Raw genomic sequence first — 24,339 nt, 5'->3', positions numbered from 1 at the left:
TCACGCTGCCAAGAAAAGCCTCTAGCGAGGCGGGAGGTGCCCGTACCGCAAACCGACACAGGTAGTCGAGGAGAGAATCCTAAGGTGTGCGAGAGAACTCTCGTTAAGGAACTCGGCAAAATGACCCCGTAACTTCGGGAGAAGGGGTGCTCTCAGCAATGAGAGCCGCAGTGAATAGGCCCAGGCGACTGTTTAGCAAAAACACAGGTCTCTGCAAAACCGTAAGGTGACGTATAGGGGCTGACGCCTGCCCGGTGCTGGAAGGTTAAGAGGAGGGGTTAGCGCAAGCGAAGCTCTGAATTGAAGCCCCAGTAAACGGCGGCCGTAACTATAACGGTCCTAAGGTAGCGAAATTCCTTGTCGGGTAAGTTCCGACCCGCACGAAAGGCGTAACGATCTGGGCACTGTCTCAACGAGAGACTCGGTGAAATTATAGTACCTGTGAAGATGCAGGTTACCCGCGACAGGACGGAAAGACCCCGTGGAGCTTTACTGTAGCCTGATATTGAATTTTGGTACAACTTGTACAGGATAGGTAGGAGCCAGAGAACTCGGAGCGCCAGCTTCGAGGGAGGCGTCGGTGGGATACTACCCTGGTTGTATTGAAATTCTAACCCATACCCGTAAGCCGGGTAGGAGACAGTGTCAGGTGGACAGTTTGACTGGGGCGGTCGCCTCCTAAAAGGTAACGGAGGCGCCCAAAGGTTCCCTCAGAATGGTTGGAAATCATTCGTAGAGTGTAAAGGCACAAGGGAGCTTGACTGCGAGACTTACAAGTCGAGCAGGGTCGAAAGACGGGCTTAGTGATCCGGTGGTTCCGCATGGAAGGGCCATCGCTCAACGGATAAAAGCTACCCCGGGGATAACAGGCTTATCTCCCCCAAGAGTCCACATCGACGGGGAGGTTTGGCACCTCGATGTCGGCTCATCGCATCCTGGGGCTGTAGTCGGTCCCAAGGGTTGGGCTGTTCGCCCATTAAAGCGGTACGCGAGCTGGGTTCAGAACGTCGTGAGACAGTTCGGTCCCTATCCGTCGTGGGCGTAGGAAATTTGAGAGGAGCTGTCCTTAGTACGAGAGGACCGGGATGGACACACCGCTGGTGTACCAGTTGTCTTGCCAAAGGCATCGCTGGGTAGCTATGTGTGGACGGGATAAGTGCTGAAAGCATCTAAGCATGAAGCCCCCCTCAAGATGAGATTTCCCATTACGCAAGTAAGTAAGATCCCTCAAAGACGATGAGGTAGATAGGTTCGAGGTGGAAGTGTGGTGACACATGGAGCTGACGAATACTAATCGATCGAGGACTTAACCAAATCTTGAACGCAATCAATGTCTTTATCCAGTTTTGAAAGAATAAGAAATTCGAAGAAAATTTTTACTGAAAAGTATTGACTTTCACATCGAATATGATATAATAAATCTTGTCTTTCGTTTAAAGTCTAGTGATGATGGCAAAGAGGTCACACCCGTTCCCATACCGAACACGGAAGTTAAGCTCTTTAGCGCCGATGGTAGTTGGGGGCTTCCCCCTGTGAGAGTAGGACGTCGCTAGGCTTACCATATAATTATTCCGAAGTAGCTCAGTGGTAGAGCAATCGGCTGTTAACCGATCGGTCGTAGGTTCGAGTCCTACCTTCGGAGCCATGCTTCTTGGAGAGTTGTCCGAGCGGCCGAAGGAGCACGATTGGAAATCGTGTAGGCGGTTAACACTGTCTCAAGGGTTCAAATCCCTTACTCTCCGCCAGATTACATAATGAATTGGCCCGTTGGTCAAGTGGTTAAGACACCGCCCTTTCACGGCGGTAACACGGGTTCGAATCCCGTACGGGTCACCATTTGAATTTATAAAATATCCAGTCGGAGGATTAGCTCAGCTGGGAGAGCACCTGCCTTACAAGCAGGGGGTCGGCGGTTCGAGCCCGTCATCCTCCACCATATTAACTTTATGGTACAATAGAAGAAACACAATATTATTATCGCGGGGTGGAGCAGTGGTAGCTCGTCGGGCTCATAACCCGAAGGTCGCAGGTTCAAATCCTGTCCCCGCAACCAAATGGTCCCGTGGTGTAGCGGTTAACATGCCTGCCTGTCACGCAGGAGATCGCCGGTTCGATCCCGGTCGGGACCGCCATTTTTTATAAAATATATGGGTCAGTAGCTCAGTTGGTAGAGCATTAGATTGAAGCTCTAAGTGTCGGCGGTTCGATTCCGTCCTGACCCACCATATAGATAAATGCCGGTGTAGCTCAGTTGGTAGAGCAACTGACTTGTAATCAGTAGGTCGAGGGTTCGACTCCTTTCGCCGGCACCATTTATCTGGAGGGGTAGCGAAGTGGCTAAACGCGGCGGACTGTAAATCCGCTCCTTCGGGTTCGGCGGTTCGAATCCGTCCCCCTCCACCATTCCTTTTATAGGGGCATAGTTTAAAGGTAGAACTACGGTCTCCAAAACCGTCAGTGTGGGTTCGATTCCTACTGCCCCTGCCAATTTCATAAAAAATATTAACATTATGGCGGTTGTGGCGAAGTGGTTAACGCACCTGATTGTGGTTCAGGCATTCGTGGGTTCGATTCCCATCAGTCGCCCCATTTTTTATTGAAATAAAATATACTATTGTGGCGGTTGTGGCGAAGTGGTTAACGCACCTGATTGTGGTTCAGGCATTCGTGGGTTCGATTCCCATCAGTCGCCCCATTTTTTATAAATACTTTCTTATTAATACTATTGGGGTATAGCCAAGCGGTAAGGCAACGGATTTTGATTCCGTCATGCCCAGGTTCGAATCCTGGTACCCCAGCCATTTTAGGAATTTTTTCAGTGGTAGAATACCATATTGCCAAGATGCTATTGAAGATTACCCTGTTTTTTAGCTCCAAATACAGTTAATGGCGGCATAGCCAAGTGGTAAGGCACAGGTCTGCAACACCTTTATCACCGGTTCAAATCCGGTTGCCGCCTCCAATTTTTTTATCGGGATAACCGATTTTTTTTATATGTTAATATGCCGGTGTGGCGGAATTGGCAGACGCGCACGACTCAAAATCGTGTTCCTCTGGAGTGTCGGTTCGACCCCGACCACCGGTATCTTTACGTTAATTTACGTTACGATTAAAAAGTTAAGAAAGCTCATAAACCTTGATATGATAGGGTTTATGAGCTTTTTGCATTTTCAGGATTACGATAGAAAACGATAAGAATTGATATTGTTTTACACAGTTTTTACACATTATCAGATTTCTTTTACACAAGTTTTTACACAAGCTGTTATCCAAAAAGGATTTTATGAATGGTTATAGAATTCTTTTGAATAATATATTCTAAAGGGGGATGAAGATGGAATTTAAGGATTATTTGATGAAGGAGTATAATATTAGCGAGAGTTCTGCAAAGGACTATGTAGGGCGTTTTAACGGTATTATCAATAGAGGGTTATATAATGGAGATGATAAAATTACTAACACTCTAAAAGAGACTATTGAAAAAGAATTTCCTAATTCAAAAGACCACTATCTTCTTACAATTGAAAGGTACATTAAATATAAAAAAGAGAAAAACTAAAGCCCACGTTTAGAAAAATAAACGTGAGCTTATGACGAATTAGTTGTACTTGTACAATGTAATATGTTAATGACTACTCATCATACATTTCTGTAAATGTTTCGAGCGCTATTTGATCATTTTCTTCTAATGTTTCTTTTAGAAGGTGTGCATAAACTCTCAAGGTTGTTTGTATGTCTTTATGACCTAAACGTCTACTCACGTATTGATAGGATGCTTTTTTGTGTAATAAAATACTACCGTGAGTATGTCGTAAACCGTGCATGGTAACCAAGGGTCGAATATTTAATTCAAGTAAAATTTCCTTTAAAGCATCATTTGCTCTTTCATTCGTAATTACTTTATATATTGATTTTTCGTTATAAAATACTAAATGATGTTCATTATCTGGAATTGTTTTAAAAAGATTTTTAAATAGCTCCATTGTTGTTTTCTCTAATTTGATTTTTCTTTTAGAAGCTTTATTTTTTAGTGGTCCAAATCCCATAGGCATTCTGCTATTATATCCCCATGTTTTATCTATATAAATTTCATTATTATCGAAATCAAAATCACTAAATATAAGTCCAACCAATTCTTCAAAACGTACTCCAGATGTTAAACCTAGTAACAGCAAATAATATTCTAATCCTTTATCTAATTGCTTTTTAAGACGATTTAATAACAAAATGCTATCATTATAATTTAAATATTTTTCCGATTCTTCTTTTGCATCAACAGTATATTTCAATTCACCTTTTCTAGTGAAGTCTCGGGGTATAATTTGTTCGTCAACTGCATCAAGTACGCACGCACGAATATGACCATTTACTTTTTCTACAGTTTCTTTTGAACGGTTAGCTCCTAGTTGGTTCAAAAACTTTTGGTAATCTTGTGTTGAAATTTCTTGTAAAGGCGTATTATAAAAAAATTCTTTAATGCGGTCATACGTGTAGCTATAATGTTTTAAAGTTGCTTTTGCTAAGTTGCTTTTGTATAGTTTTACCCAGTTTTCAAAGTATTCGTCAAAGGGTGCTGGTTTTAAGAAAGGGATAACCCCCTTATTTAACATAGCTTCCATTTCAGCTGCTGCAATTGTTGCTTCCTTTTTTGTATGAAAACCTCCCTTTCGAATAGGTTGTGGTTTCCCATCGACCATCCGGCTAATTGTATATTGATATGTCTTTCCACGCTTTTGAATGCTGGCCATCGCTATTCACCTCTAATGAAATATAATTTGCGAACATGTGTTCTATTATTAACAATGAAATTCCTTTTTATAAGCAATAAATTTTAAAGAGAAGTTAATCGATAAATTTTATCCCTCTAATATTCTTGGTATTAAGAATAAATATCTTTAAAATGTTTTTCTAAAAACTCAGCCATTTTCGTGGCCTGAAAAGACCAAGTTTGGCCTTTTGATTTTGGATAAAAGACAAAGCCACCCGATTCAACATCAAGAATTTTCTTGAAATTTGCTGGGTACAGAATGTTTTCTTTTATCCACTCGTTTTTTCGTTTAATTCTATTTTCAAGATCTTTCATGGACCAATAAACGCCTACCAGCTGTGCATTTTTTAGTTCTTCCAATTCTACTTTTGAAATGACTACTGAATCGGCTGGTATGGGGATTGTCAATGTTACTGATAGTTGTTGCATTTTCTTTTCCTCCGTTTTATTTACACAACCACAAAAACCCCAAGCAGAAGTAATTCCAAACGATAAAATGTATTGGAATAACTGTTGCCTGGGGTTTTCCCTTGTTAGCATATTTGTTTGTATTATTTATGATATAACTAGTTAATCAGAAACATTATAACCACTTTATTTTCATATTTTAATAGCTATCAAGAGATTTATTATTTATTTTTTTATTTATTATGATAGCTGTACAATTCCAGAAAGCGAGCATAATGTTATTAACTAATCTGGTAAAGTACATAGCGAAGTATGTTTCAATGCAAACATGTTCCTGCACTTCTGTTAGATTCCGATAATTCTTTGAGATGTTCTTCTTCTGGGTATGAATCGAAAATACTTTTTGGGTAGCCCGAACCGTCAATAATATAACTGCTTCGAATTTGCATTACTGAACTCATGAGTAGTTTTTGATTCGATTGTATCTCCAAAATATTTGCAATTCGATTACTTTAATTTTTTCCTCATCGTTTATACTACAGTTACGTTCACTATGTAAAATTCTATCTAGCGTTATTCAACAATAGGGCCATATTGTGGGTGCGACACGTTCCTGATTCAAATGAGATGTGGTCAACGCAATCTTGGTAAAGGTCAGGCAATTTATGAACTGAAATTGAAGGATATTATCAAGAAGTCAAATGAGGAAGTAACGCTCCGAAGGACTTCCCCTGCGTCGAATAGCACGCTGCTTAGTAAGGAAAAGCGTGTTATAAGCTCGGCTAATAGGCACAAGAATTTACCGTAACAGTTCGGCTGCCGAAATCCTACCCGATGGGGTGGTGTAAATCATGGTGCTTGGGTTGAACGAATAAGGTGAGAATGCAACGTAATTGGACAGTAAACCATATTGCTGACGAACCTCTGAATGTACGGGTCTAGACTGGCAATACATAGAAATGTGTATATCACTAAATGTGAAGTTAGCTGTGGATGAGTAAGAATCCATAATATAAAAGTCCATCTTGTGTTACAGGCACATGAAATGCTAACAGGCTCATAGGAGGCACCTAAGTTTGTTCCATAATAGATAATATTCAACGTGGTAAGCTGATAACGTGGAGAGCTTACTCTCGGTGAGACGTTGGAAAGGAAAATAACCGTGAGATTAGCGAGTATATAACTTTCCTTTATATCAGTGAAAGTGGTGGCACAGTACCGACGAAGCGTGTAATGAACGTGGAGGGATCGCCACTAGATTAATAAAAGATTTATTCACCATGAAAGGCAGTTCTTCAACGATTAATAAGGTTCTCGTGAGACTAATAGAGGTTCAGCTCCATAAGGAGCCACCGACTTGTTAAAACGAAAGAAACTGAGACATAACGAATACTATGACATGCAAAAACAATTTGATAGGTTATATGCTCGCAGTGTTAGTGGTCAAAATTTTTTATGATTTAATAGATTTAATGCAATCAAGTGAAAATATTCAATTAGCGTACCGTAATATCAAGAAAAATACGGGTAGTAAAACAGCTGGGTTTGATGGACAAACAATTGAAGATATTAAACATTTACAAGTATCTAAAGTTGTATCAACGATACAAAAGATGTTTAAACACTATCGCCCTCAGGCAGTACGACGTGTTTTTATTCCGAAGGTGAATGGTAAAACACGCCCGCTAGGAATCCCGACAATCTGGGATAGATTATTTCAACAGTGTATTTTACAAGTATTAGAACCTATTTGTGAAGCGAGATTTTATAAGCATAGCTATGGGTTTAGACCGAACCGTAGTACACATCACGCAAAGGCGCGTTTCGAAACATTAATAAATCGAGCGTGTCTATATCATTGTGTAGACGTAGATATAAAAGGATTCTTTGATAACGTAAATCATGCGAAACTGCTCAAACAAATGTGGACAATGGGCATCCGGGACAAAGCTCTTCTTTCCATTATTTCTCGCCTTTTAAAAGCAGAAATCGTAGCTGAAGGCTATCCAACAAGAGGAACACCTCAAGGTGGTATACTATCGCCACTCCTATCAAACATTGTATTAAATGAACTTGATTGGTGGGTTAGTAATCAATGGGAAAACTTCGAAACGAAGAGGACTTACAAAAACAAAATGAGTAAGAACCAAGCGTTAAAAAAGTCGAATCTAAAGCATTGCTATATCGTGAGGTATGCAGATGATTTTAAGATTCTCTGTCGTACACGCTCACAAGCAATACGAATGTTCCATGCAGTTAAAGATTTTCTCTCAACACGATTGCAGCTAGAGATTAGCGATGAGAAATCGAAGGTTGTGAACCTAAAGAAAAATTCTTCAGAATTTCTAGGCTTTCGTATTAAAGCACATCCTAAGAAAACAGCGAAACGTACCCTATATGTTGCACACTCACATATGACGAAGAAAGCACTAAGAAATGCACAAATAAAGTTGAAAAAGGCAATTATAGCGATACAAAAACATCAATGTCTTGAAAATATCTGGCGATTTAATACGGTTGTAATGGGGATTCAAAATTATTACGCTGTTGCGTCGCACATTACAGATGATTTAACCGAGCTGAGCCATCGAATTCACAGAGCGCTACATAATCGTTTAAAAGGCATTAGAAAAGAAGCAACGCTTCAAGACTTCACGAAATCCTTACTGAAAAGGTATAACGGATACGAATGCAAGATTTATAAAATTAAAGAGATGGCACTCGCTCCAGTTCATGCCCAACGTTGCCGAATAAATTTAAACTTCTCACAAACCATCTGTAATTATACTACCGAAGGTAGAAACAAAATTCATCATAGTTTGAAAGCTATTAATAAACAAACGCTTATTACTGTGATGAAACAGTTTATTCCTCAACGTTCCATCGAGTATAACGATAACCGTATTAGTAGATTCATTGCGCAATATGGTAAATGCGCTGTAACAGGGGTTGAACTTTGCTTTGACGACTGGCACTGTCATCACAAAACTCCATATTATCTATCGCAAGATGATTCTTATGGCAATCTAATTATTGTCAATGAATCAATTCATCGACTAATCCACCTTAAAGACCACGATAAAATAAAAGTACTAACGAAAGTACTTCAATTAGATAAGAAGCAACTAAACAAAGTAAATGAATTGCGTGAGCAATGTCTGAATGAAGCAATCTAATTCCACATTACATCTTGTCCTTACATAAAAATCGAATGAATTGAATTAATTGGAACGCCGTATGCGGTGAAAGTCGCACGTACGGTGTGAAGTGGGGGAAAAGCTGGCGATAACTTCAAAAGCTTACCTATCACGATAGTAAGAATCAGTAAATGTTTTGTATAATTTTGTTAATGTTAAGGTGAGATTGTATTTAATATAGTTAAATAACGGAGCAGATTAGTTTAAGAAATATATATTGTATTGAAATATTAGGGATAATTAGACAACAAGATTAATAATTAGATGAAAGGGAGCCTGGTGTAATGACCGTAGAAAAAAAAAATCAGAAAAAAAGGGAAATTCAAGGGAATTATAGGAAAAAAATATATAAAAATAGAAAAGCTAGTCACATTAATAAAAGAGAAATTTTTATAGTATCCTTAATTATATTCTTTTTTGTTTTGATTTCTATCATGGCAGGGCCTGGATTTTGAGGGAATGGTACGCACTTTGGTCAGATATCAGTATTTTTAATAAACTAACAGATGCTTTAGTTCAACATGCAAAAGGGAATAATTATAATCTTGATAGTCAACATTCTAGCTTGTTTTTTAGAAACGCACATTCATTATTAGATTTATTCACTATAAGTGAGTATTTCCCCTATTTTTAATAGAACTTATTAGCTTGATCACTTAGCAATAGGTTAAGTTATTAGAATACAACTCGATATAAATCCTTTCTTCAATAGTAAAAGAGGCTTACTCATCTATATAAAAGTAAGCCCCTTCTTATTTTTATAAAACAATAGTAGAATTGTGACTATTAATATTCCAATTAATCCCAAAAAGATATATAGTCTGCTGTAGATTGCATAGTAGATTTATAAATGAAAAATTCAGCTAGCCCATCATCCCCGTCACAATATCCTGAAATATTAGGGAATATCATTTCAAAAACACCTGCACCAGAAAAATTGAAATTTTTTACAGTAGTATCAATTAAAGTATCATGTTCTCTTAAAGAGTATAGATAAGGACCATACTTAGATTGAACGAGAGATACGCGGTAATCTCCCCCATGGGATGGATAAATACTAGATTTACTTCCAACAAATTCGTCGCCAATTAGGTCCCATTCTCCAGCACCTAGAAGTGAAATACCTGTATTAATATAGTTCCTTTTTAATGATAAATTAGCCATTTCGACACTTGGTGAATCAGAGAGTCTTCTAATAATGACATCATCAGTTATTAAAATATCTTGATCTTCAGTAAAATAAATCGTTTCTACTTCTGCTTCAGTTTGTGCTACTTGCTGTTCTTCAGTCGAATTACTTAATTCGGCTGCATCTACCTCATCATAAAATAAAAAACTGCCTCCCATTAAGAGAAATCCTAAGAATAATTTTCTCATATCCAACCTCCTATAGTTTATGGGAAAATTATACAATAATGTATTGCGATTGTAATAAATTGTAAAACATTTAATACAATTTATAGTTAATAGTTATTTTTTGTTAAAATGAATTAAATCTTTAGAGGAGTACTTATAGTGATATATAGGAGGAAGAAGTATGAAAAAAATTCTTATTTTGATATTTTCAGTTATTTGTATATCTGGATGTAATGTTTTATCTTCTTTTGATACGTTTGAACCAATAGAAGGCAAAGTTGTTAGTGATAATAAAGAATATACAATGATAATAGGAGATTTCGGGTGGGTTGAAGAGGATTTTGAAGCTAATAAAAAAAGCCTTTTAGATAAAAAAGGGTTAGCAGATGAATTTGATACGTTAGAGTTGGAGAAAGGTACTAAAATAAAAATTGAATTTGATGAAAGCCCTCTTTCGTTAAAAATGAGCGAGGAAGGTGAAGACGGGATCATTAATTCTATAGATATTAGAGAAGATGAAATCACCCTTCCTACAAATGAGGGGTATTATATTTATGAAGTTAATGCAAAGTGGGATGAAGGGAATATTTCATATGTCTTTGATGTAAATATTAAATAATAAAAAGGATTCCAATTTTCTCAATGGGAATTTTTTGCCTGAATATAGATATTAATAAATGACTTTCAAGAAAAAGGAACCAAAAATTAGTTCTTTTAAACAAATCGTTATTCAACAATCGGGCGCGCGCGACAAGTTCTGTTATAAGCGTTTCACTACGTGAAATACAGGAGAGTTTGCACGGCAAAATCTTAACTTTATAGCGGAGGATAGGAATGAAGAAACCATGTTTTCTGAAACTATCCCGTCAATACTCCTGCATGCGTTATGACTGACAGGTTATAGGGTGTGAAGCACAGGTAGATTCGGCAGAACGAAGGCTGTAGCCACTCCTTTAGAGAAGGTATGCCAACGGATATGCCGCACGGCTGAAAAACTTGATATGGTGAGAATAGTTCTATCATAAAAGAACTGACAAACTTCCGAAGGTAAGGGTCTATAGATTGAGCATGCGGAAACGCAAGTACCATCTTACGATGGGGTGAATGGTGTGGAGTAAAAATGCGCCCTCTGAAATACACTATACCGGACAATGGCGGTATCTAGTTCACAGGCTTAAAGGAAGCACCTACGTTAAGAATGGATAGCTACGTTGTAAGGTACTTGGAAAGTAAGGAACGTTGTAATGAAGGCTGTCACCTGAAACGTTTGCTATAAGAATTTAATCGAAATGCATTTATCCTTGTGAGGGTAGGGGTACGACTGACGAAGCCTTTGTAATGTAGGTGGAGGAACAGCCCCAAGTCTAGTGGTAGTTATAATTATTTTTCAAATGTGTATTGCACCGGTCGGGTAAGAATGTGGGAACATCACTTCATGAAGGAATGATGCCACAGTGCAAGCTCTACGATATTGGGATTATTATGGTATGACCGAAACATATACAGACTTACATAAGCGAGCTAATAATAAAGAAACATTCCACCATTTATACGGCATCATCACGTCGAGGAATAATATTTTATTGGCGTATCGCATAATCAAGTCAAATAAAGGCTCCAAAACCCCAGGTACAGATGGGAAAACCATTTTAGATATTGAGAAATATACTGAGAACGATTTAATAGAAGAAATACGAAAACAGCTCAAGAATTATCGCCCGAAGAAAGTAAGAAGGAAGCTAATAGAAAAACATAATGGCAAAATGAGACCACTCGGCATTCCATGTATCCTCGATAGAATTATTCAACAGTGTTTCAAACAAGTATTAGAACCAATAGCAGAAGCCCATTTCTTCAATCATAGTTATGGATTTAGACCGTTAAGGTCTACTCATCATGCAATGGCCAGAATCCAATACCTAGTCAATCAGTCACAACTCCACTACGTTGTGGACATTGATATTAAAGGCTTTTTTGACAATATCAATCACACCCTACTGATTAAACAACTTTGGAATTTAGGTATTAGAGACAGGCAAGTCCTTGCATGTATAGCCAAAATGCTAAAATCAGAGATTGATGGAGAAGGTGTACCCTCAAAAGGCTCTCCACAAGGTGGGCTGCTCTCACCACTACTATCAAACATTGTATTAAATGAATTAGATCAATGGGTAGCCAAGCAATGGGAGTTGTTCCCCCTACATAAACCACTCAAGACAAGAGAAGGTCAACTCCTTGCTAAAAAGAAAACCCAATTGAAAGAAGGATATTTAGTTCGTTATGCTGATGACTTTAAAATTCTCTGTCGAGATGCAAAAACCGCCGAAAGGTGGTTTCATGCTGTAAAGCTATTTCTTAAAGAACGGCTAAAACTCGATATTTCACCAGAAAAATCGAAGATTATTAACCTACGTAAAAATGAATCAGCCTTTCTTGGTTTTACCATTCGCGCAAATAGAAAAGGTGAAAAGCGAGTGGCCCACACTTTTGTTCGTCCCGAAAAGATACAGAAGATAAAAGCTGAAGCGAAGAAACGAGTAAAAGAACTTCGTTCTTCACCAACCATTCAAAACGTTATGCGTTTCAATAGCTTTGTATTAGGGTTACATAATTACTTTAATAGAGCGACACACGTCAACTTAGCGTTCTCACGTCTTGCCTATGAAATCAGTGCAATGATGTACAATCGTCTTAGGTCAATCGGGAAGTATGCACATCCAACGAATCCACCCCCATCTTATAAGAAATTTTACAGCGTGGGATGTAAAACATTTAAAATTGCTGATATTTATCTTTATCCACTAGCAAATGTGCAGACAAAGAATACTATTTGCTTTACTCAAAGCCTTACTCCATTCACGGCAGAAGGACGAGGGCAGATTCATAAAAATCTACACAAAAATATCAAGCAAGAAATAGCCCTACTGATGGAATCGAAGATTCTAACACGAAGTGTCGAATATATGGATAACCGGATTAGTCGATACAGTATGAAAAAAGGAAACTGTGAAATTACAGGTATATTCCTTCAAGCACAAGAGGTGCACTGTCACCACTTTATTCCTCTGCATCTAGGAGGAAATGACAAGTTCAATAACTTACGGATCCTCCATAAAGATGTTCATAAATTAATCCATATGACAGACACATCTAAGATAAACACACTCATGAAGAGTTTGGGTATCACACAACCGATGCTTGAAAATATTAATAAATATCGGAAGAAATGTGAGTTACAACTAATCGAATAACCCAAATCACTAAGAGTAACTTGAAACTTATAATTAACAAAACCATCGCTAGATGGAACGCGGAATGATGGGAAACTATCACGTTCCGTGTGGAGCAGGGGAAAAGCTGGAGATAACATCAAATGCTTACCTATTGCCAACTTTCCTTAAATAAGGAGAGGTTCTTTCTTCATGAATTGGGCTAGATTGTGGAGCAAGATAAAACAAATTATTTATGTAATGTAGTCGAGGTGAAGGATTACATTTAGACGAACAGGGCCGGTTAAGGTTAACTGAAAGAAATAGACTAGGATGTAAATGATGTTCAAAATTAAAAAAACTGATTATTTCTAAAATTTTTAAATTATACTATGATTATAATAGTTATACAGGTGACGTAAGTGAAATAACTTGTGTTGGTGTCCTTAATGGTTAAAAACAGTAATGTTGCACAGTGCCTCCAATTATATTGGGGGCATTTTTTAATGTGCGCCCGGCATGGGTAATAACTTGGTGGTGAAAGTCCACTACAGGCTTGGCAGTAGGAACTGTTAGCGAATGGCAAGGGTGTCCGTGGTGACGCGGAATCTGAAGGAAGCCGGACGCAAATTCTTGAACTGACGAACAGAAACTATATACAAGGCTGAATCGGGACGGACGAGTTTGCATTACAAAACGAAGTCCAATACTGCCCAAATCCCGTACAGTAAATATAGCAGTTACATGAGAAGAAGGTTATTACTCTTACCCGGGGAGGTCTCATGAGGGTTATTCAATTAACAATCAATTTAGTGATAACTTGATGAATTATGAGAAGTCAGCAGACGTCATAGTAGTTTCTTTTCGGAAATGAAGGACTGAACAATCTTAAATCTTGGAAAACAAGGAGGTATAGATATTCCGTATAATCGCAGAAAACATCGTGGTAAAGTCCGAAAGATGGCTACCTGTTAAGAGATAAGTTGGAAACTAAAGGGTAAATAGGAGTGCGTAGGAATATCAATATGGATATGAAAGAACAGGATGGTATCAATTTAATCGATAAAGTCATTGCAAATAACAATCTCTGGAGAGCATACAAGAAAGTAAAAGCAAATAATGGTGCACCAGGGGTTGATGGAATTACAGTAGTACAATTAAAGTCACACATGAAGAAATACTACGAACCTCTTAAAAGGAAGCTAAAAGATGGAACTTACCAACCTCAACCAGTCAAAAGAGTTGCCATACCAAAACCGGACGGTTCTAAACGATATCTAGGAATACCTTGCGTTTTAGATAGAGTCGTCCAACAAGCTATTCTTCAAGTAATTGAACCGATTATAGACCCACACTTTTCAGAATATAGTTTTGGATTTCGGAAGGGCAGAAACGCCCACCAAGCTATTAAATCAGCACAACAATATTACGAAGAAGGTTATCGAGTTGTAGTAGACTGTGATTTGAAAAGTTACTTCGACACAATACATCATCAAAGGTTAAGAGCGTATTTAGAAGAATTCATATCAGATAAAATTGTTTTAAAATTAATATGGAAATTCCTTCGTTCAGGTATTCTTGACCGAGATATCTATATCGAAACGAAAGATGGTGCTCCGCAAGGTGGACCTTTGTCTCCTATTTTAGCAAATGTCTATTTAAATAAACTAGATAGAGAATTAGAAAAGAGAGAACATCGTTTTATTAGGTATGCGGATGATTTCGTCATCTATGTGAAAAGTGTTCGAGCTGGGGAGCGGGTAATGGAAAGTATCAAGAAATACATCGAGGATGACCTACATTTAACAATTAACCAAAAGAAAAGTAAGGTTTGTGGTGCAACATCAGCAACATTCCTCGGCTTTAATATTCAAAATTTAATGGGAAAGTCGGATGCCGACCAAGTAAGTCGGCCAAGCAACGATTCAAAGACAAGTTAAAGAAGAATACAAGCCGGAAAATGAGTGGAACTTTTGAGGAAATAGTAAAGAAAATTAATCAAATCACAACTGGATGGATTAATTACTACGGGATCTCAAGAATGAAGAAATTCATTTTTGAAACTCAGAAATGGTTAAACCATCGATTAAGACAACTCATATGGAAGAGATGGAAGAAACCAAAGACTAAATATAAGATGCTTCGTAAATATGGAACTAACCATGATGACGCAATGAAATTAGCAAACTCCCGTAAGGGATATTGGAGAATATCACGAAGTGAAATCCTCCAACGAGCAATAACAAAAGATAGGCTCATAAAGTGGAAACTAAAAGACATCTCCTTACTTTATGAGCAACGATACTTAAAAGGTTGAACCGCCGTATACGGAACCGTACGTACGGTGGTGTGAGAGGTCGACTAGCCAAATAATGGTTAGTCTCCTACTCGATTTTTATAGGAGAGTGATTAAATTGATATTAGAAAAAGATTACACAAACACGTTTGAAGGAGTACATACTCATGTAAAAGAAAGTGCAGAAAAGATGGGTTCCAGCGGAGGCGCTTTATATATTATTCAAAACGACAAAGTCGTAACAGAATCTTATTTTGGTAAACAGTCGAATGATATACATGCTAGAGATGTGAAATCAGACACTCAATTCCACATTGCCTCTGTAAGAAAAGCTTATATAGGTTTTGCTGCTGCTTACGCTATATACAATGGCTACTTTTCCATTGATGATTCGATTCGACAGTTTGTTGAAGACTCTCATTTGTCAGCATACGAAGGTGTAACCATTCGTCATTTATTAACTCACACCCATGGATTAAAAATAGAAAATGGTAAATTAATAAGTGAATATAAACCCGGTGAATCATGGGCATATAGAGGTCCCAGTATTGATTTGTTGACAACTATTATCAAAAAAACAACGGGACGATCTGTTGCCGATATTGTAAATGAGCAAGTCTTTGAGCCACTTGCCTTCCAATCAACAGAATGGATTAAGATGAGTCAGCCTCATTTAAAAATTGCAAACACTTTAAGAGATGCAGATGACATCATTTGGACTGAGACAGATGTAGTAGATGGTTCAGGAATGAATATGTATGTGTCTGCACAAGAGCTTGCCCTATGGGGTTACATTCATTTAACAGAAGGAAAATGGGGAGGAAAACAACTTATTCCTAGAGAAATCATTCAAATGGCAACATCCATTCAGACGCCCAACCCAAGACTTCCTATTCATAAGAACGGATTTTTATGGTTTGTTAAAGACACAAACCATAACTTTAATCAAATAGGGGATACAGTTCCTAAAGGCTCCTATCAATTACTCGGTTATACAAATGTGGCTCTGCTCGTCATTCCAGAGGAAAACGTAGTAGCAGTAAGAATGTTCAACCGATATGGTTCACCAGAAGGATACGACTATCTCAAAGATATTCGCTCCTTTGGAGACACTGTTTATAAATGGTCTATAAAATCAACAATGCAATAACATCAATGTTTGGAAGGTGTTTAGAGCTATTCAAATGAATTTATTATTCCACAAAAGGGCCAGATTGTTGAATACCGTACTTAGATATATAGGTTAATGTTTTGAAGAATTTAGACATACCCTCTACTAGGAGGTGTGTTCAAATGAAAAAAAATAAGATTTTTTTTGTTGCTTTAACATTTATTACATTGGTGGGTATTATACATTTCATAAATGTCCAGGTGAAAAATAACAAGATGGAGGAGGTTGTTGAAGTTGGAGGTAAACTTGTAGCGAAAGAAACAATGAATGAGTTTAAGGAAATAAATTTAAAATTAGTGTCTTTTATTGAAGAAAACAATACTGATACAGAAACACAAATTTCAGCAATTAGGTTGGATATTAATAAATTTCCAAAGCGTTATATTTATATTGATGTATTGACAGATAAACCTAAAAATACAAAGGAAATTGAGGAACATTATTTGGAAATTATTGAAAAAGCTAAAACTATATCGCTATTGAATAAAGAGAATGAAGTTGAATTTATAATACAAACAGTAAAAAAGTAGAAATGGATTTGTTTGTTTTGAACTAATATCGACGTAATTCAAGAGTATTAATTCTCGTTTGCAAATAAGTATCCTCTAGTTAAAATCATTACTTTAAAAAATATAAAAAGAATCCATTTTAACGCAATTTTATGCAACAGCTCTTATTTTTAAGCAATTTATTTTATTTGAAGGAACAAAATTTTGGTTTATCTAAAATAATGAAATATAAAATTATACTCGTACCTAGTATTAATTTTATAGGCATTTGGAATACTTTCATTAGGAGGTGTTACAATGGCTAATACTTTACGTATTGTTTCATCAATACTTACTTTGTTGATAGCTTGTAGTTTTACATTTCAAAAGGTTGATAGTAAAAGTGTTATTGTTGAAGATAAAATAGGACAAATAAATAACATATTTTCGAGTATGCATATAGATGATATAGGAGTAAGAATGGGAGTAATTAAAGGCTATGGACAAGCACTTGCTCAAGAATTTTTTGATGAAAAAAACGATATAAAAGTTAATTTTGAGATGCTAATGATTGATGATAAGGAAACAAAACTTTTATTAACTTATCAGAGTAATAAAACCAGTCTTGAAAATTACTATATTGATTTGTTTGAAGGACAAAGTTCAATCAATTTAATAGTTCAAGGTAAGCATAAGAAATTAAAGAGTGTGGGATGGGGGAGCAGATATTATAATAGTAAAGAGAATAAAGTATTTGAAGCACTTTCCTTTGAATCAATAAAAGAATTTGCTGGTAAAAGCGTTCAATTAGAAATTGAAGACCTAACAATATATAAAGAAAGAAAAACTGAATATAAAGAAGCTTTATGGGGACTTGATTTTTATATTGATCAATCCGCTATATTAGGTAGAGAATCGGTGAATATTAACAAAGAATTTGAATTTAAAGGCCAAACATATAAAATCATCCGTATGGAATTTTCACCACTAGAAACAAGATTAATTCTTACGGGTTCTGATATTTTAAACATTCAGGATGAAATTAAAAACCAATATCATGTAATGAGTCAACTAGAATATCAATTCCTTACTGCAAGGAAAAGAGTTAATGGGTATGGTTATACTTTTGATAATTCTAAATCGGGTGTTTTATTAATAGCTAATGGAGAAAGAATCGTTCCTATTTTTAGCAAGGGCGAGGTACCAAGTGAACTTGGAGAACAGGTATTAGTTTTTGGTCCTGTCTATGAGCAAGCGGGTCTTACTCTTCAAGTAGGAGATAGTATAAAAATACCTTTATAAGATAAAAAATAAATATTTTGATTTTAAAAACAAGATTGTATGTATGAATAATTGTAAAAAGGTTTATTATTAATTTTGTGATAATTATAAGATTAAATAGTGTAACAAAAAAGTACTGAATTGAAACTTTAATTCAGTACTTTAATAATGTTCTATTTAGTATACTGTTAATATTTATTGTCTTAAATTTTTAATTTATAAAAATATATATATTAAAATCAGTCATAAAAATCAACATTTATAGTATCAGCTTTAGTTGCCTCAAATCTAAATTCTAACTCAGCTAAATTGTTTGTACCATCTACATATGGTTCCACATTAAAGGTGGTGCAAAATGAGGTTGCATTATTAACAGTGTATAAATCCAAAAGTACATATTCACTCGGATTACCTGCTTCATCAGTTTCCAATACGGTTACTCCAAGATGATTATAAGGTGTTATATTACTAAAACACAGCCTATAATCTCCACCAGTTGAATAATATTTGGTTTCTTCAACTATTGCCTCCCCGGATGATGAAATAGGGAAGTATACTTGTTCAGTTCCTAAGTGTTTAGTAGCAGCGGCAAAAGTCGGTGTAGGAAGTGTAAAAATGACTGTAAGGACAATAACTAAAACATATGCTAATTTCTTCATTACTATTAATTCTCCTTTCATGAAATCTATCATTCTATATAAATATTCGTCTCATTTTTAAAATCCCCTCTATTTTTACATATTTTTGAATATTTTGTAATTTTTACTGTAAAGTACGATTTCATTAAACCAGCTAATATAAGCTAATCGTTATTCAACAAAACCAGCTAATAGTTGTCAATAATTTTCATTAAAAATAATAAAAATATCATGATATACTAAATTTGTGCATACCAAATAACCGTCCAAATTAGATTTGGAAAGTTCAGGATCACTTGGTTAAACTGTTAAATTAAGCTAAGTCTTGGAAAGAAGCTTTGTTTTTTAATAGTGCATAAATCCAATGTAAGAGTTTGTTTGCACAAGCTATTACAGCTACTCTAAATGGTTTTCCTTCTTCTCGTTTTTTATCATAAAACGCCCGTAATTTCTTATTACGAGGAAGGATTTCATCCGTTGTTTTCTGTTTACGACAGTCACGAATAGCACATTTAACAGCCATATACAAAGCTTGCCGTAGTCTGCTCGAGCCTCTTTTGGTTATTCGATTGTAGGTACCTTTGAAGGTACCAGATTCAAAGACACTTGGATCAAGACCGGCAAAAGCGACTAGTTTCTTAGGATGATTAAACTTTTCAATTTCCCCAATTTCAGAAATAATCGTTGCAGCGATTTTTTCGCCAATACCGGGAATTGTTCGGATAATCTTAGATTCTTCAATACTTTTTGCTAAAGCATCTATCTCATTTTCTAGCATAGATAGATGTTTTTTATATTCAAAGAGCATATTAATATACATTTCTAAGCTTAGGGCAAGACTAGAATATAAAGCCTTCTGAAAAGGATTTTGAGCTGCTGCAGTCATTAGCTTTTCAGCCTGTTTGTCTGCCCATTGTAAAGAACGAGAATTACAAAATTCTTTTATTCTCGTTGTTAATACTTCAGTATTGGCTTTCAATATATCCTCTGAAGTAGGAAATGTATGTAGTATTTTTAAAGAAACATCCGAATATAAGTCTCCAAAAACATTACTATATCCAGGAAAAACTTGATCTAAAACTGCCTGAAATTGTAGTTTTGTTTGTACAAACATGCCTGTAATATTATCGTGCTGTCTCGTAAGATGACGTAAGTTCGTAAGTTGGATACCACGCTTTTTATAAGGCTCTAAATCCTCCTTATAATACAGCTCGCAGAGGTGATTGGCATCAATGATATCTGTTTTTACCTTTCGCAAACTAGAACTTTTTGCTTTATAAGAAATGAGAGGATTTACGATAATGATTAAATAGCCTTTGTCCTCAAAATATTGAACAACTGGTGTGTGATAATGACCCGTTGATTCCATAACAAGAGGGGGGCGTTCTCCTGAAATATCTTCTACTTCTTTAATAAAATCTAATAAACTAGCTAACCCATCAAGATCATGTTTTACTTTGAAACTTTTCTTGTAGGGCTTCTTTCTTTCCAAGTATGCTTGAACCTGACTTTCACCTTTTGCTACATCCAGACCAATGACTGGATTCATTATAATTCCTCCTTCAAAATGATAATTGCCGGTAACCCCTAAATCCTCTTTGTAGTGTCATAGCTTCGCTTGTTATACGAGATCATTGTCCCAACCAGCCTCAAACATGTTTCTACAAGTAGGGGGCGAACTGTTTTGCGGACGGGGTCTAGCCCCACGGGCGCGAACGTTCTACCCCGGCTACCGTTATCATATATCGATATAAAAAATGGTCAACCAGAAATTTTTTCTGGCTGACCTTATAATACGATCGGGCGCGATTGTGGAATAACATAGAAGTTTCTACTCTTGATTTAATGGAATTAAATTTTACTATAAGTTATGCATGCATTAAAAATCCTGAAATTGATTATAATAGTAATCCACAAAGTTATGACGGGTGGTTTTTTAGGAATAACCTAAAATTCCACTCTTTTTGATTTATTAAATATGAAATTAATAAATGTATTTAGAAAGCATAATCCGTTACATCATGCGAGTTTTTTTCATTAAACCGCTAAATTTATCTGCAGCTTCTGTTTTCATGTCAGTGGTTACATGAAGATATATTTTCTAGTCTCGTCATCATCTTGGTGACCTAATCGATCTATAATTCCTTCAAGACCTACCGCAACTTCAGCCAAAAGTATGAATATGGCGAAGAGAATGCTCCCAAGTTGTGTATTTTTTCTATTCTGCATTTTATATATCCTCCGTAATATTTTATTTGAAAATAAAAAATCCCACATAAGGACAAAGCTAGCTTGTAGCTTAGTAATCTCTGTGGGATTCGCTTGTTCGGTAGAATATTTCATTGTTAAAACATAACTCGTTATATCTTCGTATTTTTATATTTTAAGTCTCTTTAATAAATAATTATTTTTTAGGTTTAGATTTTCGGTTTTATGACCATTATAAAAATATAGCGTTCGGTATCGTGACCATCGAGGAATTCCAAGATGGCCAGGAAACCGAATGAACATACTCTAAAAGCCTTGGTTGCAAGGGATTCCATGAGTGATCATTAGATGAAAATAAATTTAGCGTCTCAACTTTCGGTTTCCTAACCAGTCAAAATTTCTTATTATCCCATTTGTTCGGTTATATAACCAGTTATTACATTTTCTAATGAAACAAAGGGAGAGAGACGGTAACTGATATGAATCTCGTTATTTTTATCAAAATCAATCAATACTTCTTCAAAATACATTAAGAAGAATACTCTAAGTTCAGTGTCTGAAAAATCATAGAAACTATGTTGCAGCATTTCATTTAAAGTTAATAAAAGATAGTCATTTTCATCTTCAAGAAGCAGGTTAATTTCATCTATAGTCTTACTTATATTAATTATTTTATTTTGTACGTGGTTTTGTGCTGTTAAATACACTTCAGAAGATATTTCATCTGCTGGCATTTTTTCATTAAGGAGTACTAATTTTCTTTGCTGTTTTAGGGTATCTTTTGTTTTGCTAAGTTTAGCAATCCAGTGATTAAGTTGTTCCCTAGAAGTAACTGAAAAAGTATTAAGTTGGTTACTCCATTTCTTCTGTATATCACATAAAACAGTTTGATGTACAGGGATAATTGATACACTATTATTACAGGTTGTACACTTATATATTTTATAATCTCCGCGTCTTCCTTTAGGTGACTGATCTTTAGCCGTTAAATATGCATTGCAACTTTTACATTTAATAATCGAACGGAGATAATATGGTGTACTCATCGTTCCATAACGCTTTTTCAAATCCTTTATTTGCTTTAATAAATGAAAAACGGTTGGACTAATAATAGGGGAATGTACATTCTTAAATAAATCAATATCTTCTTCAGGTTTGGGGCTGCTAATTTCGTAGCTTTTCCTTACATTCCAAGCTAAGTTACCAGAGTAAGCACGGTTTGATAGGATATAACCGATTGTACTGCTATTCCAAGTTTTCACTTTCTTTGTTGTGATAGCGCAACGGTTCAAAAATTGAGCAATAATGTTCTGTGAATGGCCCCAACTTTTCAGATAATAAATTAACTCTACGATTTTAGCATCATCTTCATTAGGAGACAAAACTCCATCTTCCAAATCATATCCAACTGGCGTTCGGGAACCAGGGCGTTTCGGTTGTTCTCGATGTAGCAGGTTCTTTTGAGCGTCTGTTGCGCGGACTGACTTTATTTCAGATTCTTCTGCCGCAAAGACAAACTTAGCTTGTGTGATGGGGTCATCTGGATTCCATTCACCTTCCGATTGAGTACTGAAAAATTTTACATGAGGATACTGTTGCTTTATAGGAATATAAATCTCGTTATAGAAATCAGTGATACTCCTAGTAACCCTTGATTCCTCATAAAAACAGACTGCTTCAGCACCATTTGCTATATCCTCTAAGAGAAGTTGAATACCTTCCCGCTTACTTATGTTATTATGAAAGGCACTTGTAGCCTTATCAGCACGCCATTCAATAATTTCCAAATTCTCTCTTTCAGCTAATTGTTGAATTTGGCTTTTTTGAATTGCTAAAGAGTTATTATCATCCTGTTTTTTATCAGAATAACGAAGGTAAGCAGTTGCTTTCAAAGTTTTATTTAATTTAAATTTTTTACTGTTTTTCATGATGCATTAGATTCCTTTGCGAAGGTTGAAAGAAACAAATCGATTTGGATGTAAGTTTCATAAACAAATATCTTATCAACAAATAATTCGACAAGTCGATAAAGTTCTTGTTCAGTAAAATCATGATTAAGCTGCGATAAGAGTTGAGTAGTATCTTTAATTTCTTTACCTAGTGTCTGTAAAGTTAATAAATCTTGTTCTAATTCATTGTATTTGTCTTTAAGGACTTGAATCTCTTTCAAATAATTGGATATAGTGGATTTCGCTTTTCTATCTATTGTGCAAAGCCTTAGAGTAGTTTCTAGATACTCGGATTTAGTACTTTCTAGAGCATTTTGTAACTTTTTATGCGCTACAGTAATTTGTTTCGGAACCATCTTTTTTGCAAGTGTAATAGAGAGTGATTGAACATGATCCAAGACAGCTTGGGTTACTGAATCATTAATTTCTTCAACAGATATTGAAAGTCTTTGGTGGTTAGAGCTGCATACAAAATAGCCTAAATCAAGTTGATTCTCTTTCCGGTGTTTCATCATATTTCCGCATTCCCCACATTCTGGATATACTAAGTGTTGTTTGTTAAGCTCTGTTAGTTTTTCATGGTAGTATGCTATAAACTTATCAATATGTGATTTGCTTGCAAGATAAAGATTAAGGCTTATGATTGGTTCCACATGAGGGAGTACCTGATAACCATTTTTTGATTCATAATGTGCGGAGTAAAATGGATTTGTTAAAATTCTAAGAATCTTGTCCGGATTATTTAGACCTTTTCTACGTACCAACAAGAACTCAAGGAAATGTTCTTCGTCTCGAACATTACTAAAATCGATAAATAATGATTGAATGGCATCTTTTTTATCTTGATTAATAATATATTTTGGTTTGTTTGCATCATCAGTAATACGTTTGTATCCAAAAATATTTGATGGATATTGCTTTCGAGCATCGGCAGTTCGTGTACTAATGTTCTGACCTTCCATTTGAGAAAACATCCCATAAAATGCCTCTAAAGCCAATTTGTTTTTAAATGGAGGCTCATTGCTAGCAGTGTAAATAACTTCAACTTTATATTTGATAAAAACCTTCGTTATATCTACAAATTCATAAAAGTTTCTTGCTAACCGATCCCGCTTATATACAATAACGGATTTAACTTTTCCTTCTTTTATTAAGTGAATTAGCTCCATCAACTTCGGCCGTTGGTTCATTTTTAACTTCGTTGCTGATACGTCGTGATCATCTAGATAAATAATAAAATCTTCGTTTTCCTTTAATCCGACTGATTCGAGATGCCTTTTTGCTGCAGAAATTTGTAAATCTAGATTTTGTGCAGCGGAACTCACTCTGCAATAAATAACAATTAATTTTCTTTCGTTCATAAAATTATC

17 protein-coding genes, 15 tRNA genes, 2 rRNA genes and 1 pseudogene (1 of these 35 only partly in view) are annotated in these 24,339 nt (G+C 35.9%); 27 read left to right on the top strand and 8 right to left on the bottom strand.

Annotated elements, in window-relative coordinates; all coding sequences use genetic code 11:
- The 18 genes from C1N55_RS17005 to C1N55_RS16920 all read left to right on the top strand — a co-directional run.
- A 23S ribosomal RNA gene (locus C1N55_RS17005) occupies positions 1–1,314 on the top strand (it extends 1,607 nt beyond the left edge of the window).
- 125 nt (positions 1,315–1,439) lie between these two features.
- A 5S ribosomal RNA gene (gene rrf, locus C1N55_RS17000) occupies positions 1,440–1,555 on the top strand.
- A gap of 15 nt (positions 1,556–1,570) precedes the next feature.
- Positions 1,571–1,645: transfer RNA gene (locus C1N55_RS16995), tRNA-Asn, on the top strand.
- Between the two features lie 8 nt (positions 1,646–1,653).
- Positions 1,654–1,745 (top strand) — tRNA-Ser (locus tag C1N55_RS16990).
- Positions 1,746–1,761: 16 nt separating this feature from the next.
- A tRNA-Glu gene (locus C1N55_RS16985) sits at positions 1,762–1,836 on the top strand.
- Between the two features lie 24 nt (positions 1,837–1,860).
- A tRNA-Val gene (locus C1N55_RS16980) sits at positions 1,861–1,936 on the top strand.
- A 42-nt stretch (positions 1,937–1,978) separates the two neighbouring features.
- Positions 1,979–2,053: transfer RNA gene (locus C1N55_RS16975), tRNA-Met, on the top strand.
- Positions 2,054–2,056: 3 nt separating this feature from the next.
- Positions 2,057–2,132 (top strand) — tRNA-Asp (locus C1N55_RS16970).
- 17 nt (positions 2,133–2,149) lie between these two features.
- Positions 2,150–2,225: transfer RNA gene (locus C1N55_RS16965), tRNA-Phe, on the top strand.
- A gap of 11 nt (positions 2,226–2,236) precedes the next feature.
- Positions 2,237–2,312: transfer RNA gene (locus C1N55_RS16960), tRNA-Thr, on the top strand.
- A gap of 7 nt (positions 2,313–2,319) precedes the next feature.
- Positions 2,320–2,403: transfer RNA gene (locus C1N55_RS16955), tRNA-Tyr, on the top strand.
- Between the two features lie 10 nt (positions 2,404–2,413).
- Positions 2,414–2,487, top strand: a tRNA-Trp gene (locus C1N55_RS16950).
- Positions 2,488–2,513: 26 nt separating this feature from the next.
- Positions 2,514–2,589, top strand: a tRNA-His gene (locus tag C1N55_RS16945).
- 30 nt (positions 2,590–2,619) lie between these two features.
- Positions 2,620–2,695: transfer RNA gene (locus tag C1N55_RS16940), tRNA-His, on the top strand.
- A 31-nt stretch (positions 2,696–2,726) separates the two neighbouring features.
- Positions 2,727–2,801: transfer RNA gene (locus C1N55_RS16935), tRNA-Gln, on the top strand.
- A gap of 87 nt (positions 2,802–2,888) precedes the next feature.
- Positions 2,889–2,962 (top strand) — tRNA-Cys (locus tag C1N55_RS16930).
- A 42-nt stretch (positions 2,963–3,004) separates the two neighbouring features.
- Positions 3,005–3,085, top strand: a tRNA-Leu gene (locus C1N55_RS16925).
- Positions 3,086–3,334: 249 nt separating this feature from the next.
- A complete protein-coding gene (locus C1N55_RS16920) occupies positions 3,335–3,559 on the top strand; it encodes a hypothetical protein (protein WP_137729905.1) in 225 nt (74 codons plus the stop codon).
- Between the two features lie 73 nt (positions 3,560–3,632).
- Here the strand turns inward: C1N55_RS16920 and C1N55_RS16915 are convergent, their stop codons facing one another.
- Together C1N55_RS16915 and C1N55_RS16910 are read right to left on the bottom strand one after the other, a co-directional pair.
- The gene (locus tag C1N55_RS16915; protein ID WP_137729904.1) at positions 3,633–4,748 is read right to left on the bottom strand and encodes a site-specific integrase; all 1,116 of its coding nucleotides are present in this window, start codon (positions 4,746–4,748) and stop codon (positions 3,633–3,635) included.
- Positions 4,749–4,879: 131 nt separating this feature from the next.
- Positions 4,880–5,197 carry a DUF771 domain-containing protein gene (locus C1N55_RS16910; RefSeq protein WP_137729903.1) on the bottom strand — a complete coding sequence of 106 codons (318 nt, stop codon included), beginning with the start codon at positions 5,195–5,197 and terminating at the stop codon, positions 4,880–4,882.
- A gap of 1,336 nt (positions 5,198–6,533) precedes the next feature.
- Here C1N55_RS16910 and ltrA (C1N55_RS16905) point away from each other — a divergent pair.
- Together ltrA (C1N55_RS16905) and C1N55_RS20615 are read left to right on the top strand one after the other, a co-directional pair.
- Positions 6,534–8,352: pseudogene (ltrA, locus tag C1N55_RS16905) on the top strand (group II intron reverse transcriptase/maturase).
- 305 nt (positions 8,353–8,657) lie between these two features.
- Positions 8,658–8,828 carry a hypothetical protein gene (locus tag C1N55_RS20615; protein WP_168193889.1) on the top strand — a complete coding sequence of 57 codons (171 nt, stop codon included), beginning with the start codon at positions 8,658–8,660 and terminating at the stop codon, positions 8,826–8,828.
- A gap of 343 nt (positions 8,829–9,171) precedes the next feature.
- Here the strand turns inward: C1N55_RS20615 and C1N55_RS16900 are convergent, their stop codons facing one another.
- On the bottom strand, positions 9,172–9,750 hold the full coding sequence (locus C1N55_RS16900; RefSeq protein ID WP_137729902.1) for a hypothetical protein: 579 nt from the start codon (positions 9,748–9,750) through the stop codon (positions 9,172–9,174).
- 160 nt (positions 9,751–9,910) lie between these two features.
- Between C1N55_RS16900 and C1N55_RS16895 the strand changes: the two genes are divergently transcribed.
- From C1N55_RS16895 to C1N55_RS16865, 7 genes are all read left to right on the top strand, one after another.
- Entirely contained in the window at positions 9,911–10,348 is a 438-nt protein-coding gene (locus tag C1N55_RS16895) for a hypothetical protein (RefSeq protein WP_137729901.1), read from the top strand.
- Positions 10,349–11,216: 868 nt separating this feature from the next.
- Entirely contained in the window at positions 11,217–12,980 is a 1,764-nt protein-coding gene (gene ltrA, locus C1N55_RS16890; RefSeq protein ID WP_137729900.1) for a group II intron reverse transcriptase/maturase, read from the top strand.
- Between the two features lie 983 nt (positions 12,981–13,963).
- Entirely contained in the window at positions 13,964–14,878 is a 915-nt protein-coding gene (gene ltrA / locus C1N55_RS16885) for a group II intron reverse transcriptase/maturase (RefSeq protein WP_240758276.1), read from the top strand.
- Between the two features lie 20 nt (positions 14,879–14,898).
- Positions 14,899–15,255 (top strand): group II intron maturase-specific domain-containing protein, encoded by a 357-nt coding sequence (locus C1N55_RS20825; protein ID WP_137727147.1) that lies wholly within the window; start codon positions 14,899–14,901, stop codon positions 15,253–15,255.
- A 97-nt stretch (positions 15,256–15,352) separates the two neighbouring features.
- On the top strand, positions 15,353–16,384 hold the full coding sequence (locus C1N55_RS16875) for a serine hydrolase domain-containing protein (RefSeq protein WP_240758322.1): 1,032 nt from the start codon (positions 15,353–15,355) through the stop codon (positions 16,382–16,384).
- A gap of 143 nt (positions 16,385–16,527) precedes the next feature.
- The gene (locus C1N55_RS16870; RefSeq protein ID WP_137729898.1) at positions 16,528–16,935 is read left to right on the top strand and encodes a hypothetical protein; all 408 of its coding nucleotides are present in this window, start codon (positions 16,528–16,530) and stop codon (positions 16,933–16,935) included.
- Positions 16,936–17,211: 276 nt separating this feature from the next.
- Positions 17,212–18,195, top strand: coding sequence for a hypothetical protein (locus C1N55_RS16865; RefSeq protein ID WP_137729897.1), 984 nt, complete (start codon positions 17,212–17,214; stop codon positions 18,193–18,195).
- A gap of 218 nt (positions 18,196–18,413) precedes the next feature.
- Here C1N55_RS16865 and C1N55_RS16860 read toward each other — a convergent pair whose 3' ends face one another.
- From C1N55_RS16860 to C1N55_RS16845, 5 genes are all read right to left on the bottom strand, one after another.
- Positions 18,414–18,833, bottom strand: a complete 420-nt coding sequence (locus C1N55_RS16860) for a hypothetical protein (protein WP_137729896.1) — start codon at positions 18,831–18,833, stop codon at positions 18,414–18,416.
- 292 nt (positions 18,834–19,125) lie between these two features.
- A complete protein-coding gene (locus C1N55_RS16855) occupies positions 19,126–20,361 on the bottom strand; it encodes an IS110 family RNA-guided transposase (RefSeq protein WP_137729895.1) in 1,236 nt (411 codons plus the stop codon).
- Positions 20,362–20,894: 533 nt separating this feature from the next.
- Positions 20,895–21,041, bottom strand: coding sequence for a hypothetical protein (locus tag C1N55_RS20610; RefSeq protein WP_168193888.1), 147 nt, complete (start codon positions 21,039–21,041; stop codon positions 20,895–20,897).
- A 383-nt stretch (positions 21,042–21,424) separates the two neighbouring features.
- Positions 21,425–22,948 (bottom strand): recombinase family protein, encoded by a 1,524-nt coding sequence (locus C1N55_RS16850; protein WP_137729894.1) that lies wholly within the window; start codon positions 22,946–22,948, stop codon positions 21,425–21,427.
- On the bottom strand, positions 22,945–24,330 hold the full coding sequence (locus tag C1N55_RS16845; protein ID WP_137729893.1) for a recombinase family protein: 1,386 nt from the start codon (positions 24,328–24,330) through the stop codon (positions 22,945–22,947). The genes C1N55_RS16850 and C1N55_RS16845 overlap by 4 nt, the downstream gene beginning before the upstream one ends.
- Positions 24,331–24,339 lie beyond the last annotated feature (9 nt).

The sequence above is a fragment of the Lysinibacillus sp. SGAir0095 genome (assembly GCF_005491425.1).
Lineage (GTDB): Bacteria > Bacillota > Bacilli > Bacillales_A > Planococcaceae > Ureibacillus.
This window is presented reverse-complemented; position numbering and strand designations above follow the sequence as displayed.

Excerpts from the sequence above, each read along its gene's own strand:
- C1N55_RS16920 (WP_137729905.1), top strand. The coding sequence starts at position 3,335 with ATGGAATTTAAGGATTATTTGATGAAGGAGTATAATATTAGCGAGAGT.
- C1N55_RS16915 (WP_137729904.1), bottom strand. The coding sequence starts at position 4,748 with ATGGCCAGCATTCAAAAGCGTGGAAAGACATATCAATATACAATTAGC.
- C1N55_RS16910 (WP_137729903.1), bottom strand. The coding sequence starts at position 5,197 with ATGCAACAACTATCAGTAACATTGACAATCCCCATACCAGCCGATTCA.
- C1N55_RS20615 (WP_168193889.1), top strand. The coding sequence starts at position 8,658 with ATGACCGTAGAAAAAAAAAATCAGAAAAAAAGGGAAATTCAAGGGAAT.
- C1N55_RS16900 (WP_137729902.1), bottom strand. The coding sequence starts at position 9,750 with ATGAGAAAATTATTCTTAGGATTTCTCTTAATGGGAGGCAGTTTTTTA.
- C1N55_RS16895 (WP_137729901.1), top strand. The coding sequence starts at position 9,911 with ATGAAAAAAATTCTTATTTTGATATTTTCAGTTATTTGTATATCTGGA.
- ltrA (WP_137729900.1), top strand. The coding sequence starts at position 11,217 with ATGACCGAAACATATACAGACTTACATAAGCGAGCTAATAATAAAGAA.
- ltrA (WP_240758276.1), top strand. The coding sequence starts at position 13,964 with ATGGATATGAAAGAACAGGATGGTATCAATTTAATCGATAAAGTCATT.
- C1N55_RS20825 (WP_137727147.1), top strand. The coding sequence starts at position 14,899 with ATGAGTGGAACTTTTGAGGAAATAGTAAAGAAAATTAATCAAATCACA.
- C1N55_RS16870 (WP_137729898.1), top strand. The coding sequence starts at position 16,528 with ATGAAAAAAAATAAGATTTTTTTTGTTGCTTTAACATTTATTACATTG.
- C1N55_RS16865 (WP_137729897.1), top strand. The coding sequence starts at position 17,212 with ATGGCTAATACTTTACGTATTGTTTCATCAATACTTACTTTGTTGATA.
- C1N55_RS16860 (WP_137729896.1), bottom strand. The coding sequence starts at position 18,833 with ATGAAGAAATTAGCATATGTTTTAGTTATTGTCCTTACAGTCATTTTT.
- C1N55_RS16855 (WP_137729895.1), bottom strand. The coding sequence starts at position 20,361 with ATGAATCCAGTCATTGGTCTGGATGTAGCAAAAGGTGAAAGTCAGGTT.
- C1N55_RS20610 (WP_168193888.1), bottom strand. The coding sequence starts at position 21,041 with ATGCAGAATAGAAAAAATACACAACTTGGGAGCATTCTCTTCGCCATA.
- C1N55_RS16850 (WP_137729894.1), bottom strand. The coding sequence starts at position 22,948 with ATGAAAAACAGTAAAAAATTTAAATTAAATAAAACTTTGAAAGCAACT.
- C1N55_RS16845 (WP_137729893.1), bottom strand. The coding sequence starts at position 24,330 with ATGAACGAAAGAAAATTAATTGTTATTTATTGCAGAGTGAGTTCCGCT.